Annotated in this window: 11 protein-coding genes; 5 read left to right on the plus strand and 6 right to left on the minus strand. The window is 73.8% G+C overall.

All coding sequences use genetic code 11. The annotated features are described in order from the left end of the window. Window positions 1-1,299 (plus strand): DUF58 domain-containing protein, encoded by a 1,299-nt coding sequence (locus JSY14_RS02940; protein ID WP_259557269.1) that lies wholly within the window; start codon window positions 1-3, stop codon window positions 1,297-1,299. Window positions 1,300-1,386: 87 nt separating this feature from the next. Here JSY14_RS02940 and JSY14_RS02945 read toward each other — a convergent pair whose 3' ends face one another. Beyond that, entirely contained in the window at window positions 1,387-2,382 is a 996-nt protein-coding gene (locus JSY14_RS02945; protein WP_259557270.1) for a stage II sporulation protein M, read from the minus strand. A 117-nt stretch (window positions 2,383-2,499) separates the two neighbouring features. Between JSY14_RS02945 and JSY14_RS12375 the strand changes: the two genes are divergently transcribed. Continuing rightward, window positions 2,500-3,348: an RDD family protein gene (locus JSY14_RS12375; RefSeq protein ID WP_285892241.1), complete on the plus strand. Its 849-nt coding sequence runs from the start codon at window positions 2,500-2,502 to the stop codon at window positions 3,346-3,348. Here JSY14_RS12375 and JSY14_RS02955 read toward each other — a convergent pair. After that, the gene (locus JSY14_RS02955; protein WP_259557271.1) at window positions 3,303-4,955 is read right to left on the minus strand and encodes a phosphomannomutase/phosphoglucomutase; all 1,653 of its coding nucleotides are present in this window, start codon (window positions 4,953-4,955) and stop codon (window positions 3,303-3,305) included. The genes JSY14_RS12375 and JSY14_RS02955 overlap by 46 nt on opposite strands. Beyond that, window positions 4,948-5,250 carry a DUF3499 family protein gene (locus JSY14_RS02960; protein WP_432803595.1) on the minus strand — a complete coding sequence of 101 codons (303 nt, stop codon included), beginning with the start codon at window positions 5,248-5,250 and terminating at the stop codon, window positions 4,948-4,950. Before JSY14_RS02960 ends, JSY14_RS02955 begins: the two co-directional genes overlap by 8 nt. A gap of 105 nt (window positions 5,251-5,355) precedes the next feature. On the opposite strand from JSY14_RS02960, the gene JSY14_RS02965 reads away from it, so the two are divergent. After that, the gene (locus tag JSY14_RS02965) at window positions 5,356-5,802 is read left to right on the plus strand and encodes a metallopeptidase family protein (RefSeq protein ID WP_259557273.1); all 447 of its coding nucleotides are present in this window, start codon (window positions 5,356-5,358) and stop codon (window positions 5,800-5,802) included. Window positions 5,803-5,871: 69 nt separating this feature from the next. On the opposite strand, the gene JSY14_RS02970 is transcribed toward JSY14_RS02965, so the two are convergent. The 3 genes from JSY14_RS02970 to JSY14_RS02980 are packed head-to-tail and all read right to left on the minus strand — an operon-like array spanning window position 5,872 to window position 11,327. Then, window positions 5,872-7,593: a DUF5719 family protein gene (locus JSY14_RS02970; protein WP_259557274.1), complete on the minus strand. Its 1,722-nt coding sequence runs from the start codon at window positions 7,591-7,593 to the stop codon at window positions 5,872-5,874. Continuing rightward, window positions 7,590-11,018 (minus strand): glycosyltransferase family 2 protein, encoded by a 3,429-nt coding sequence (locus JSY14_RS02975; protein WP_259557275.1) that lies wholly within the window; start codon window positions 11,016-11,018, stop codon window positions 7,590-7,592. Before JSY14_RS02975 ends, JSY14_RS02970 begins: the two co-directional genes overlap by 4 nt. Window positions 11,019-11,030: 12 nt before the next feature. After that, window positions 11,031-11,327, minus strand: a complete 297-nt coding sequence (locus tag JSY14_RS02980) for a WhiB family transcriptional regulator (protein WP_259557276.1) — start codon at window positions 11,325-11,327, stop codon at window positions 11,031-11,033. Window positions 11,328-11,471: 144 nt separating this feature from the next. Here JSY14_RS02980 and cofE point away from each other — a divergent pair, with 144 nt between their 5' ends. Beyond that, window positions 11,472-12,560 carry a coenzyme F420-0:L-glutamate ligase gene (gene cofE / locus JSY14_RS02985; RefSeq protein WP_259557277.1) on the plus strand — a complete coding sequence of 363 codons (1,089 nt, stop codon included), beginning with the start codon at window positions 11,472-11,474 and terminating at the stop codon, window positions 12,558-12,560. After that, window positions 12,557-13,270 carry a TIGR03089 family protein gene (locus JSY14_RS02990; protein ID WP_259557279.1) on the plus strand — a complete coding sequence of 238 codons (714 nt, stop codon included), beginning with the start codon at window positions 12,557-12,559 and terminating at the stop codon, window positions 13,268-13,270. Before cofE ends, JSY14_RS02990 begins: the two co-directional genes overlap by 4 nt. The last annotated feature ends 12 nt before the right edge of the window (window positions 13,271-13,282 follow it).

The raw sequence follows: 13,282 nt of genomic DNA on the forward strand, positions 1-13,282 counted from the left end.
ATGCGCATCACCCTCACCCCGCGTGTCCTGCTGGTCGCGCTGCTGGGCATCCCGCTGCTGCTGATCGCCCCGCACTGGGCGACGGTCCTGGTGTGCACCGTGGCACTGCTGACGGTCCTGCTCATCGACGTCCTGGCCGCCGGGTCGCCGCGGCGCCTGCGGGTGACACGGGAGTCGCCGTCCACCACCCGCCTCGGCACCACCGGGGCGGGGCGGTTGCTGCTGACCAACCCGATGGAGCGCACGGTGCGGCTGCAGGTGCGCGACCCGTGGAACCCGACCGCGGGCCTGTCCGACCAGCGGTCCCGTCCGGTGGTGCCCCCCGGGGAGCGCCGCGCCGTCCCCCAGTCCTTCACCCCGGTCCGTCGCGGACGACACACCAGCCCGGGGCCGACCATCGCCCTCACCGGCCCGATGGGACTGACACGTCGCGTGGCGGATCTGCCGGTGCCGGGGGCCTTCCTCGCGCTCCATGCGTTCCCGGCCCGGCGCCACCTGCCGGCGCGACTGCGCCGCCTGCGGGAGATCGAGGGGCTCGCCGCCGTCCATCACCGCGGCCCCGGCACCGAGTTCGATTCCCTCAAGGAGTTCGTGGACGGTGACGACGTCCGGTCGATCGACTGGCGGGCCACCGCCCGCGGTCGCACGGTGGTGGTGCGCACCTGGCGACCGGAACGCGACCGTCGGATCCTCCTCGTCCTCGACACCTCCCGGACCGCTGCGGCGAGGATCGGTGACGCGCCCCGCCTGGATGCCGCGATCGACGCCGCGCTGCTGCTGACGGCCCTGGCGGCCGCTGCGGGTGACCGGGTCGATGTGCTGTGTGCGGATCGCATCCCCCACGCCTCCGTCGAGGGCTCCCCCGCCCGGACGGTGCTGCACGACGTCATCACCACCGTCTCCCCGGTGCAGGCGGCCCTGGTGGAGACGGACTGGGAGATGATCGCGGCGCAGGTGCATCGGCGGACCCGCCGAGGGGACCTGGTCGTGCTTCTGGCGCCGGTGGAGGCCGCCGAAGCAGGCTCGGGCATGCTGCCGGTGGTGGCACGGATCGCCGCCGACCATCCGCTGGTGGTGGCCTCGGTGGAGGACCCGTCGCTGGCGGAGCTGGCAGCCGAGCGCGGGGATGTGCGGGCCGCGTACCGGGCGGCGGCCGCCGCGGCCTCGCGGGTCGAGCGGGGTCACGCGGCGCAGGGGCTCGAGCGGGCCGGGGCGGTCGTCGTCGACGCCGGGCCGGAGGATCTGCCGCAGCGCCTGGCCGATCAGTACCTCGCCCTCAAGGCCGCCGGGCGCCTGTGATCCGGGTGCCTGTCACCCGGGCGCCTGTGACCCGGGCGCCGCGGTCTCTCTTAATTCCCCCCGGCAGGGTGAGCGGCTGCCGAACGGTCAGGCCGCGACCGCGACCCGGTCGCCGGCGAACTCCTCGCTGAGGTCACCCGTGACGCCCTCGGCGTGGACGCGTCGTCCCCGCACCACGGCCAGGGTCACCAGCAGCGCCCACACCAGTGCGCCGATCAGCACCCGCAGCGCCGCGGGCAACCCGCTCGGTGTCACGAAGGCCTCGAGGATCCCGGCGATCAGCAGCACGGGCACCAGTCCGACGGTGACCGTGACCATGGCGCGGGCCCGCTCCGCCACGGCCTGCAGCCGGGGCAGCGGGCCGGGCCGCAACAGCGCCCAGAACACCCGCAGCCCCGCCCCGGACCCCACTACCAGCGCCGTCAGCTCCACCAGACCGTGGGGGAGGATGAAGGTGAAGAACGTCGGCAGCTGCCCCTGGGAGGCCAGTACCCCGCCCATCAGGCCCACGTTCACCCCGTTTTGCAGCAGCATCCACAGCGGCCACACCCCGGTGACACCCAGCACCACCGACTGCACGGCGATCCAGGCGTTGTTGGAGAACACGTACGCGGCGAAGGATCCCGGCTCGCCTTGGCTGTAATACGCCACGAAGTCATGCTGGGCCAGGCGCCGCTGCTGGGCCTGGGAGATGAGGGTGTCGCGGGCGGTGTCGTCCAGGGCGATCCACGTGCCGACCACCAGGGCGGACACCGTCAGCACCGCCGCGGCGACCAGGGCCGACCAGCGGGCCGACCACAGGGCCGCCGGCAGGTCGGTGCCGACGAAGCGGACCACCGACCGCCACATCGGGGCGCGGGCCCCGGTGATCCGCCATCGCGCCCGCGCCACCAGGTGCGACAGCCGCGCGACGAGCTGTGGGTCGGGGTCGGTCGACCGGATCGTCGACAGGTGCGCGGCCGTGCGCCGATACAGACGGATCATCTCCTCGACCTCGTCGGCGTCGAGGCGGCGGCGCGCCACCAGGGTCTCGAGCCGGGACCAGGTCCCGGAGTGCACGGCGGTCAGGGCGTCGGTCTCCACCCCCTCACCGTAGGCGGGCGACGCGCCGCTGTCCTGCGACGAAAGTCGCCGGTGCCGTCCCGGGCGACCGACCCTCGTCGGATCCGCCGACGGCCCCGGCCGCGGCACACTGGCGGCATGACCGCCTCATCGATCGTCGAGGACCGTGTCGTCACCGGCGAGGCCGTCCGCCTCGACCTGCGGCCCGCGGCGTTCCCCGCGCGCATCCTGGCGTTCCTGGTGGACGCTGTGGTTCAGCTGGGTCTGCTCACGCTCGGGTTGTGGACGCTCTCGCTGCTGGAGTTCGACGACGACCTGGTGCGCACCGCCGCCCAGGTGTTCCTCACGGTGGCGGCGTTCGTGCTGCTGCCACTGGTGGTGGAGACCCTCACCGACGGGCGCTCCCTGGGGCGCCTGCTGCTGGGCACCCGGGTGGTGCGTCTCGACGGCGGACCGGTGCACGGCCGCCAGAGCCTGTTGCGGGCGGTCGCCGCGGTGTTCGAGATCTGGGGGACCTCCGGTGGGCTGGCGCTGCTGCTCGCGATGATCGACCGGAAGGGTCGCCGAATGGGTGACATGCTCGCCGGCACCATGGTCATCCAGGAGCGTCTGCGGGTGGCCGAGCGCCCGCGCCCGCAGGTACCGCCGTCGCTGGAGGCCTGGGCCCGCACGGCGGAGGTCGGCAGGCTGCCCCTGGACCTGGCGCGGGAGATCCGCACGTTCCTGCCCCGCGCGGCCGACCTGAACCCGGAGTCGCGGCGGAACCGGGGGCGTGAGCTCACCCACCGCGCCGTCCCGTTCGTGTCCCCGGCGCCGCCTCCGGGCACCGCACCGGAGGAGTTCCTGCAGGCGGTGCTGGCGCTGCGGTCGGCACGCGACGAGGCGCGGCTGCGCCGCACCCTCGCCCAGGAGGATGCCCTGCTGGGAACGGCTCCAGAGTCTCAGTCCTGGGGCAGCAGCCGCGGGACGCCGCCCACCACGTCATAGGAGCGGTCGCAGCCACGGCACCGCAGGGACGCCGCGGCGTCCTCCAGCTCCGCACCGCAGTGCGGGCAGCGCAGGCTCTCGCGGGCCCATCCGGGAAGATCCGCCCCCGTCGGGGCGCCCGAGGCCACACCCGCCGGGCGGTCCGTCGGTGCGTCCGTGACGGCGGGGGACCCGCTCGGCGTGATCCCTCCGCGCACCAGCGCGAGCACCTCGTCACGCACGCGCTCCATGGTCGCCTGCTGCGCCGCCTCCACGTTCAGTCGCAGCAGCGGCTCGGTGTTGGAGGAGCGCAGGGAGAACCACCAGTTCTGCTCAGGGTCCCCGGCGTCGTCCCAGTGGGTGACGGTCATGCCGTCCAGGTCGTCGATCTGGACTCCGCCACGGGTCTCCATGTGTCGGCGCACGAGATCCCGCGCCGCCTGGGCGTCCTCCACGCGGGAGTTGATCTCCCCGCTGGAGACATACGGGGAGTGCTCGGCGACGAGCTCCGACAGCGGCCCCTCGGTCTCGGACAGCGCCGCCAGCACGTGGAGGGCGGCGAGCATGCCGGAGTCGGCGAAGAAGAAATCCCGGAAGTAATAGTGGGCGGAATGCTCACCGCCGAAGATCGCGGAGTTCTCCGCCATCAGCGCCTTGATCAGCGAGTGACCCACCTGGGAGCGGATCCGTCGCCCGCCGGCCGCCTCGATGGCCTCCTGCACGTGGCGGGAGGAGACCAGGTTCGCGACCACCGCGGGACGGTCCTCCCCCTCGGCGCGGGCACGGGCGATCTCCCGCGTCGCGATGAGCGCGGTCACTGCGGAGGGCGAGACCGGGTCGCCCTTCTCGTCGACGACGAAGCAGCGGTCGGCGTCGCCGTCGAAGGCGAGGCCGAGGTCGGCGCCCTCCCGGCGCACCGCCGCCTGCAGATCCCGCAGGTTCGTCGGGTCCAGCGGGTTCGCCTCGTGGTTCGGGAACGTCCCGTCGAGCTCGAAGTACAGCGGGATGATCTCCAGCGTCGGCAGGCGCCGCACCACAGCCGGCACGGTGTGGCCACCCATGGCGTTCGCGGCGTCGACGACCACCCGCAGGCGCCGGTCCCCGCGGATCGGGACCAGCCGCAGCATGGTGTCGACGTAGTCCTCGAGGGTGTCGACGTCGCGACGCGACCCACCCGCCCGCTCCGGGATCTCACCCGCCGCGAGGTACGCCTCCGCGCCACGGCGGATCTCCTGCAGGCCGGTGTCGCGCCCGATGGGACGGGCCCCCGGGCGGCACATCTTGATGCCGTTGTCGGGCGCCGGGTTGTGAGAGGCGGTGAACATGGCGCCGGCGGCGTCATGCAAGCCGCTGGCGCAGTACAGCTGATCGGTGGAGCTGAGACCCGCGAACGCGACCGTGGATCCGCGCCGCACCGCACCCTCGACGAACGCGCGGGACAGCTCCGGGGAGGAGACCCGCATGTCATGGGCGACGATGAGCGGGGCGGCGTCGAGCAGATCCGCGAAGGCCGCGCCGAGGGCGCGCGCCACCTCGACGGTCAGCTGCTCTCCGGCGACGCCTCGCACGTCGTAGGCCTTGACGATCCCGGAGAGATCCGGGGCGGGGCGATGGGCGGTGTCAGTCACGAGGGCTCCTCACGACGTGCAGGCCGCGGCGCGGGGCGCCGGACGGCGGGGGCGGGGTCGGGGACCCGGGGGTGGTGACCCCCGGGTCGAGTCGATGGTCGACGGCGGCCGCGAGCGCGGAGATGTCGTCAGGGGCGGAGGCCTCCCCCGGCACGCGCAGCAGGCGCCAGCCGCGCGGGGCGGTGAGACGCTCGGCATGGTCCCGGCACAGGTCGTAGCTGTGGGGTTCGGCCTGCGCGGACAAGGGACCCAGCACGGCGGTGGAGTCCTCGTACACGTAGGTCAGCGTGCTCACCGCCGGTCGGCTGCACGCGGTTCGGGAGCATTCTCGAGCGGGCACTCCAGCGATTCTACGCGGCGCCGCGGCAACTCCCCGTCAGGGCCACTAGGCTGGCGCGCCATGGACTCCCGTGACCTCACTCCCCCGGGGCCCTCTCTTCGGCGCCGGCGGGACCGCCATGGACGGGGTCTGCGCGGGCATCTGATCCCGCCGCCGCTGCCGGGGTACCGCACCCGGAGGGAGATCTTCGACGAGGCGGTGCTGGACGCGACCGCGCCGTTGCTGGAACGGTTCGGCCGTCGCCTGGAGCATCTGCAGGTCGCCGTGGAGGACGTACCTCCCTCGGATCCGGCCCCGTGGGAGCCGGCGTCCGTTCCCCTGGCGCGGCTCTTCCCCGCGGATCGCGAGCACCCGCCACGGATCGTGCTGTTCCGCCGCCCGATCGAGACGCGCAGCACCTCCCCCGCGGAGCTCGAGATCCTGGTGCGCCAGGTGCTGGCCGAGCAGGTGGGGTCGCTGCTGGCGATGGACCCGGAACAGGTGGATCCGGGGGCCTGGGAGTACTGAGCGGACCCGCGCCCTGCGGCCGGGCGGGTCGGGTGTCGTCGACGCAGCACCGACCGTGAGCGGGCGCGGTCAGCGACTGCGCAGCGTCAGCTCTCCCTCCCCGGTCTGCATCCGCTGCCGCACCGTGACGCTGCTGAGCAGCGCTCCGGAGGATTCGGGCGTCCCCCCGTCCTGCACCCATGCGGCGGTGACGGTCCCGGGGATGCCGGGGACGAGGGTGAGGGCGGCCGCGGGTCCGGCCGTGGTCACCAGCGCGGTGGAGGGCACCGTCACGGCGCGATCGGCGGGCAGTTGCACCGGTACGGGTTCTCCGGCGGCACCGTCCGGCCCCAGCGGCACGAGCGTGGCGGTGGTGGCCTCGGTGGTGCTGAGCACCAGCCGGCCGTCGGGCCCGGTCGGTGACAGTGCGAGGACGGTTCCGTCGTCGAGACGCGGCGCCGAGGTGGCGACGGCGAAATCGAGGGGCGCGTCGACTGTCGACCCCGGCAGATCGGATCCGGCCACGCTGCTGCGCACCACAGCGTCCACCGCTTCCGCAGAGGTGACCTCGACGCTGTAGTCGCCCGGCGGCAGGCCCTCGAGGGTGACCTGCTGCACGGTGCCGCCCGCGACGGTCACGGGCTGCGACACCGCGGCCAGGTTCACGGGTCCTGCCGGTCCGAGCACACGGACGGTCACCGGGACATCGGTGCCGCGGCGGTTCATGAGGACCAGCTGCGGGGCGGGCCCGCCCGCGCGCGCCACGACCCCTGGGAGGATCTGGTCGGCCTCGGGCTCCGGCATCGCGCTGAGGATCTCCGCACCCCGCGGGGTGAGGCCCTCCCGTTCGGTGGCCTGCAGGGTCATCCGCAGCGGGGCGCCGACCGTGTCGACCTGCACACCGATGGCGGCCTGCCCCGGCACGACGGACTCCAGCACCACCTGTTCCGTGGTGTGGGCGGGCACGACCACACGCGAGCGTCCCTCCATCTGTGCCGGTCCGTCTGCGGTGAACACCTGGACGGAGGCGGTGGCGGGCCGGTCGGAATCGTTGTGGAGCACCAGCGTGGTGGTGGACCCCGCGGCCGTGCCGACTCCCAGGAACGTGGCGGAGGTGCTCGGCGACTGGCAGCGGGTCAGGGATCGGGACCGGAAGTCACCCGTGGAGGTGGTCGTCTGCTGCACGACGTCACCCACGGCGGCGGCCTCACCGGAGTCGCGCAGGTCGACGCGCGCGGCGTCCTGGACGGACGGGATGGTCTGCACGGCCACCGCCAGCGGGGACGTCTCCACCGGGGCGTCGATCTCCTGCCCTTCCGTGGTCGTCGCCGCAATGGTCGGGACCCTGGCGGTGCCGTCACGATTGGAGCGGGTAGTGGAGGCCTGCGCGGTGCCGAAGAGGACGGAGGAGTCACCATCCAGGGCGACGGACCGCACGGCGATGGCCGGGTTCGGCGCGGTGCTGCCCAGGGCACTGTCCCCACCCGTGCGGGTGAGCTCCTCGGGCAGGCTCAGAGGCCCGGGGCAACCGACGGTGGCGGCGGCGGGCCGGGAGGTGAGCTCCGCGGGCGCGACGGCACTCAGCTCGGCGACGGGCGTGAGCGCCACCGCGGCGCCCGCCCCCAGCAGTGCGGCCGCCGCGATCGCCCCGAGGATCAGGCGGCCGGAACGGCGACCCGGTGCGACCGGGCCGGTGGCGGTGGCGGGGTCTGCCGCGGAGCGCCGTCGCAGGGCGCGACTGCCGTCAGGGCGGCCACCAGCGTCCGGGCGGTCGGTGAATCGACCGTCGACGGGGTGCTGTGCTCCGCTCATCGGCCGTCCTCCTGCGTCGAGGCCTGCTCATCGGCCTCCCTCTCAATGGTCTCCCGCACTCGCGAGCGCCAGGGCAGCGCCACCAGCACCGTCACCAGCAGCACACCCCACAGCAGGATCCGCGCGGGGATCTCGACCGGGTCCTTCACCCGCACCCGAAGATCCCCACCCTGCCCGGCAGGGATCTCGAAGGCCTGCTGCCAGCCGTCATCCTCGACCGGGGTGAGCGGGCGCCCGTCGAGAGTGGCCTGCCAGCGGCTGTCGCGCCGCTCCGCGAGGACCAGGCGGCGCGGAGCCTCCTCCGGAGAGACCGTGGTGCGGGCATCCACCAGACGGCTGGGCACGAGGACGGTGCTGCGGGGATCCCCGGCGGCGCGCCCGGAGCCGTCGACCGGCACGATCGCGGCGCGGGGGGCCGGGTCGACCACTCGCCACATCGACGCCCGGGAGTTCTGGGTGACCTTCTCCAGCAGCGGGGAGCTGTCCAGGGCCCCCATCAACTCGGGGTTGTCGGCCGGATCACCGGTGACGACGATGTACGCCACGGCGAGTGATCGCAGAGCCGTCGGGTCGGCGTCGACGGTGCCGACCAGGGCATCGGCCGCTGCCTGCAGTTCGGTGCGACGGCCGAGGTCCTCGGCGAGGCCACCGGCTGCCAGCACTCGGGCGTCCCGCACCGCCGCATGCTCAATGAAGGTGTCGGAGCCGTCACCCACCAGCAGGTTCGTCTCGACCGTTCCGTCACGATCCTGGGACAGCTGCAGCACCCGGCTGCGCGCGGACGACAGACCGGGATCCGTGGCGGCGGCCGGCACCGTCGACCCCTCCATGCGCTGCAGGCCGGAGGCCGCCGAAAGGTCCACGACCCATCCGGCCAGACCGATCAGGCAGGTCGCGGCGAGCAGCCCCGCGACCGCCGCGGTGAGGTGGCGCCGGCGTTCGGTGACGTCATCCGAACGACGGGCCAGGGCGTCGAACGATGCCGCGGCGGCGACCAGCAGACCGAGGAGGGCGACGGACAGCATCCCGTGCAGCAGCGGCGGGCGGACCTGCCCCTGCGTCACGGCGACGGGAACGCCCTGCACCAGGGCCGCGGTGGCCAGCCCGAGACCGGCGATCGACAGCCCCCACCGGCCCGCGGTCCCGGCGGCACCCGCCAGGAACGGCGCGGCGAGGGCGGCGACGACGGCCGGGAGCAGGATCAGACGAGGGGCCCAGGCAGCGACCCCCTCCCCCAGCAGCGGCGTGAGCGACTCCCACGACGGCGCCGGCGTGGGCCACAGCGTGGCCAGGTCCACCGTCTGCGGTGGGACCGGCGCCCCGAGACCACCTGCGACGGCCAGGAGGATCCGCGGCGCCCCGAGGATCACCGGCAGATACGGGAGCAGGAGAGCGAGAGCGGGCGCCAGCACCCACAGCAGCCGCACCCGCCGACCGGGCACCACCAGGGCGAGAAGCCCCAGCGCGGCCGCGACGAGAAGCAGCAGTGCCGGCTGGACCGCCGCGATGACCAGCATCACCAGGCCGCCAGCCGCGGCCGCTCCCACGTTGGCCTGGGAGAGTTTGTGCACGAGCCCGATGGCGCGCCCGACGGCCAGAGCCAGCACCGGCAGCAGCACATGCACCAGCACCAGCGGCCAGGCACCGAGGGTCAGGGCGGACAGCAGCGGCGGCGCCGCCGCCCACAGGAACGTGAGGACCAACCGGGCACCGACGGCCCGGGTGATCGCCCCGGCCGCCCACCAGGCCGTCAGTGCTGCCAGGGGAAGCGCCCCGAGCAGCACCACCTCCACCAGGGCCGGTCCGGGAACGGGGAGGTGGCCGAGCAGACGCACCAGGGGGTCGGCCGGTCCGCGGGTACCCAGCCCCGTCGGCACCCATCCGGACCAGGCCGCCTGGGCGGTCCAATGCCAGTCCTGCGGTGGGGCCACCAGCAGGGGCCCCCGCAACTCACCGCGCCCGAGGGCCCCGCGCAGTGTCAGCAGTCCCAGCACCACGGAGCCCAGCGCGACCGCGGCCGTCCACACCAGGTGGCGACCGTAGTCGGCGTCATCGGCGCCGTGGGTGGTGCCGGCGATGCCCCAGGTGGTGCGTCGGATCCGACGGGAGCGTTCGTCGTCGGAGAAGGCCCGGGTCCACAGTGCATCCAGATGCTGGCGGAGGTCGGCCCCGGGCGGCAGATACAGCGGGGCGAGGCGGCGGCGCGGCACCCGGGCCTGCCGGCCCGCGCGCCCTCCCCGGCGCAGCACCGCGGGTACCGAGCGCATGGCCTGCACCCAGGCGACGAGTTCCACCCACACCAGACGCGGCTGATGGGTGATGATCGCCGCGAGCATCCGCCCAATGGTCAGCAGCGGGTACCACAGCAGTGTCAGCAGGGCGATCGGCAGGGTCCGGTGTTTGAGGACCGTCAGCAGTCGGCCCCGACGGTGCTCCATGGCGTGTGCGGCCGTCGGCCGCTGTGGCGGGGCGGCGATGGCCCGCGCCGAGGGCACCACGGCCACACGCTCTCCCCCACGCCAGACGCGATGGCAGAAGTCGATCTCCGCCCAGGGACTGGTCAGGGCCGGGTCGAACCCGTCAAGGCGGGCGAGGGTCTCCTCCCGCACGAGCATGCCGCTGAAGGTGACGGCGAGGACGTCCTCGCGCCAGTCGGACTGTCCCTGGTCGATCTCCCCGGGATCGGTACCGGTGACGATGCGGCCGCCGTGGGAGAGCGAGATACCCACGTCGATCAGGCCATCGGCATCATCGGCGGTCGTGGTGCGGCCCTCGTCCGGGGCCTCCCGGTGGCGCACATGTTTGGGGCCCGCGACGGCGGTCGTCGGGGACTGCGCCACATGGTCCATGAGGTCCGACAGGGCGCGATGGCCGGGCGCGGAATCCGCGCGCAGGAACCAGATCCAGGAGTCGTCACCGGCGGCGCGGCGTCCTGCGGCCCGACGGGGGGCGGCCCCCGCCGAGGCGCGCAAACGGACGGGCACCTGCGCGGCGCTCTGGGCCTCCCGCACGAGGCGCCGGCGTTCCTCCTCCGGATCGACCTCACGCTGGCGGCGGCCCCGACGGGGAGCGGGCGCGTCCTCCTCCCCGGCACCGCCGTCACGGGACACGTTCACCGCAACCGACGCGGGCGCAGGGCGGACAGCATGGTCCGCCCCGGGTGCACGCAGATCATCGAGGGTCTCCCGCACCGCGACAGTCGCGGTGGCCCGCCCGCTCACCCGCAGCACGTCATCGACCCGGCCGGACATCAGAGCATCGTCGAGGAGCTCCTCCGTGCTCTCCGGAGCGGAGGTGGGGACAACCACCAGGACCCGCTCGGGAGAGCGGTTCTGCAGCGCCAGCGCCTCGAGGGTGTCACGCAGGGCACGCGGCCCCCCGGTCCCATCGGCGAGGAGGACCGCAGTGACGTGGCGAGAGGTCACGGGCTGCGCCGGTCAGACCGCGCGGCGCTTCAGCTTGCGGCGCTCACGCTCGGAGAGGCCACCCCAGATGCCGAAGCGCTCATCGTTCTCGAGCGCGTACTCCAGACACTCGGCGCGCACCTCGCAGGAGACGCACACCTTCTTCGCCTCTCGGGTCGACCCGCCCTTCTCGGGGAAGAACGCCTCGGGATCGGTCTGCGCGCACAGGGCCCGCTCATGCCAGGAGAGGCTGTCGTCATCGGCGTCGACCAGACCGCTCACATCCAGCAGGGTGAGCTCACGGCGCGCGTCGTCGGCATGGCGGTCCATCGGCACCGTCGTCCTTCCTGGGGTGATCTCCGGGCGGTCGCGGCGGGCCCCTGCCCGGCCGCTCGGCCACTAAAGTACACCGGTGTAACTCCGCAGCGTCAAGCGCCCGCCACCCGGCCCGGGGGCGGAGCGAGGAGGACCACCATGCCGTCAGTGCCCCGCCACCAGGACGGACCATCCTCCCCTGCGACCGACGGGGGTCTGCATGTGATCCCGGTGACGCGCCTGCCGGAGGTGAGCTCGGGGATGGACCTCGGCACGGCACTGGTCGCCGCACTGCACGAGGGCGTCGGACTCCACGACGGGGACGTCGTGTGCGTCTCGACCAAGATCGTGTCCAAGGCGCGTGGCCTGGTGGTGGACCCGGCACAGAAGGACGCGGCCCTGCGCCGCGCCACCACCCGTCTGGTGGCGCGACGTCGCCACGGCAGCGTCATCACCTCGGTGGTGGAGACCGTCTCCGGGCCGGTGATGGCGGCGGCCGGCATCGACGCCTCCAACTCCCCCAATGGCCTCCTGACTCTGCCGGAGGATCCGGACGCGGAAGCGGCCACCCTGCGTCAGGCCCTCGAAGAGGCCTTCGGGGTGCGCGTGGGGGTGGTGCTCACCGACACGGTCTCAAGGATCTGGCGCTTCGGCGCCTCCGACATCGCCCTCGGAGCGAGCGGCCTCGCGGCTCTTCAGGACCTCCGCGGCACGGACGACACCCGCGGGCGTCGCATGATCGTGACGGTGCGGGCGCTGGCCGACGAGTGCGCCGCCGCCGCCGACCTGGTCAAGGGGAAGACTGCCGGGGTGCCGGCAGCAGTGCTGCGGGGCCTGCCTGGGGAGGTGGTGCACGGCCCCGAGGTGTCGGGGCGGGAGCTCAACCGTGTCGGGCCGGATGACTGGTTCCGCCGTCCCAGCCTGGAGAGCGTCTGGCACGCGCTGGGCATCCCCCTCGAGGAGGAGCCGGTGGCCCAGATGGATCCGGAGGCCGACGAGGTGCGCCTCACCCGTGCCCTCGACGTCGCCTCCCGCGGGGTCGCGGACGCCCGTCTCGAGCGGGTCGAGTGCACTCCGACGGGCGAGAGCATCCTGCTGCGGATCGTGCCCGTCGCCTCCGGTGCCGCGGGCTGGGTGGCGGCCGGGGCCCTGCGGGAGCGGGTGCTCTCCGCCCTGCGGGCCGAGGAGTTCACCGGCCCGCTGCCCCCGATCGAGGTGCACCTGGCCAGTGAGGAGGGAGCGCGATGACGACCGTGACGCTGCGCCGTGGGGACGATCTGCTGCGGGTGTGGGAAGGGTTGGGGCCGCGACCGGCCCTCGTCTGGTACGGAGCCGACGGGCGGATCGAGCTGTCCGGCCACGTGCTCGCCAACTGGGTGACGAAGGCGATCGGTCACCTGCACGACGAGGTCATGCTCGCGCCCGGTGCGACCGTGCAGCTGGATCTGCCGCCCCACTGGCGGCGGATGGTGCTGGCCCTCGCCTCGTGGTCGCTGGGCGCACAGGTCGTGCTCGGCGCCGCCGACACCGATCCGGAGGCTGACCCGGCGCAGGGCGAGGTGGTCGCGACCGATCATCCGCAGCGTCACGAGGACGCCGAGGACCTGCTGGTGCTGGAGCCACTCTCCCTGGCACCGCAGTACAGCGGGGAGCTGCCGCCGCTCGCGCGGGACTGGGCGCAGGAGGTCCGCTCCGCCCCTGACCGGCTGATGGTCACCCTGCCGGCATGGTCGGGCCCGGCACCCGACACCTCGACCGTCCCCACCGCGGTCGGTGCGGACGGGCGCCCCCTGCTGCTGGTCGACGAGGACGGCCTGGACCGTCTCCCTGCCGCCCTCGCGGTGTGGGCCGCGGGGGGCGTGATCATCGGCCCGTCCGCGGGTCTGTCCCACCGCTCCCGACGCGATGAGGGCCTGGAGGGGCTTGGGGAGGCTCGGCCGACGGGCACCGGGAGCTGAGACGACGATCCA

The sequence above is a fragment of the Brachybacterium sillae genome, from assembly GCF_025028335.1.
Classification (GTDB): domain Bacteria; phylum Actinomycetota; class Actinomycetes; order Actinomycetales; family Dermabacteraceae; genus Brachybacterium; species Brachybacterium sillae.

Bases quoted from the DNA above. Each gene is read 5' to 3' on its own strand.
- cofE (WP_259557277.1), top strand. From the start codon at position 11,472: ATGCCGTCAGTGCCCCGCCACCAGGACGGACCATCCTCCCCTGCGACC.
- JSY14_RS02940 (WP_259557269.1), top strand. From the start codon at position 1: ATGCGCATCACCCTCACCCCGCGTGTCCTGCTGGTCGCGCTGCTGGGC.
- JSY14_RS12375 (WP_285892241.1), top strand. From the start codon at position 2,500: ATGACCGCCTCATCGATCGTCGAGGACCGTGTCGTCACCGGCGAGGCC.
- JSY14_RS02990 (WP_259557279.1), top strand. From the start codon at position 12,557: ATGACGACCGTGACGCTGCGCCGTGGGGACGATCTGCTGCGGGTGTGG.
- JSY14_RS02965 (WP_259557273.1), top strand. From the start codon at position 5,356: ATGGACTCCCGTGACCTCACTCCCCCGGGGCCCTCTCTTCGGCGCCGG.
- JSY14_RS02980 (WP_259557276.1), bottom strand. From the start codon at position 11,327: ATGGACCGCCATGCCGACGACGCGCGCCGTGAGCTCACCCTGCTGGAT.
- JSY14_RS02970 (WP_259557274.1), bottom strand. From the start codon at position 7,593: ATGAGCGGAGCACAGCACCCCGTCGACGGTCGATTCACCGACCGCCCG.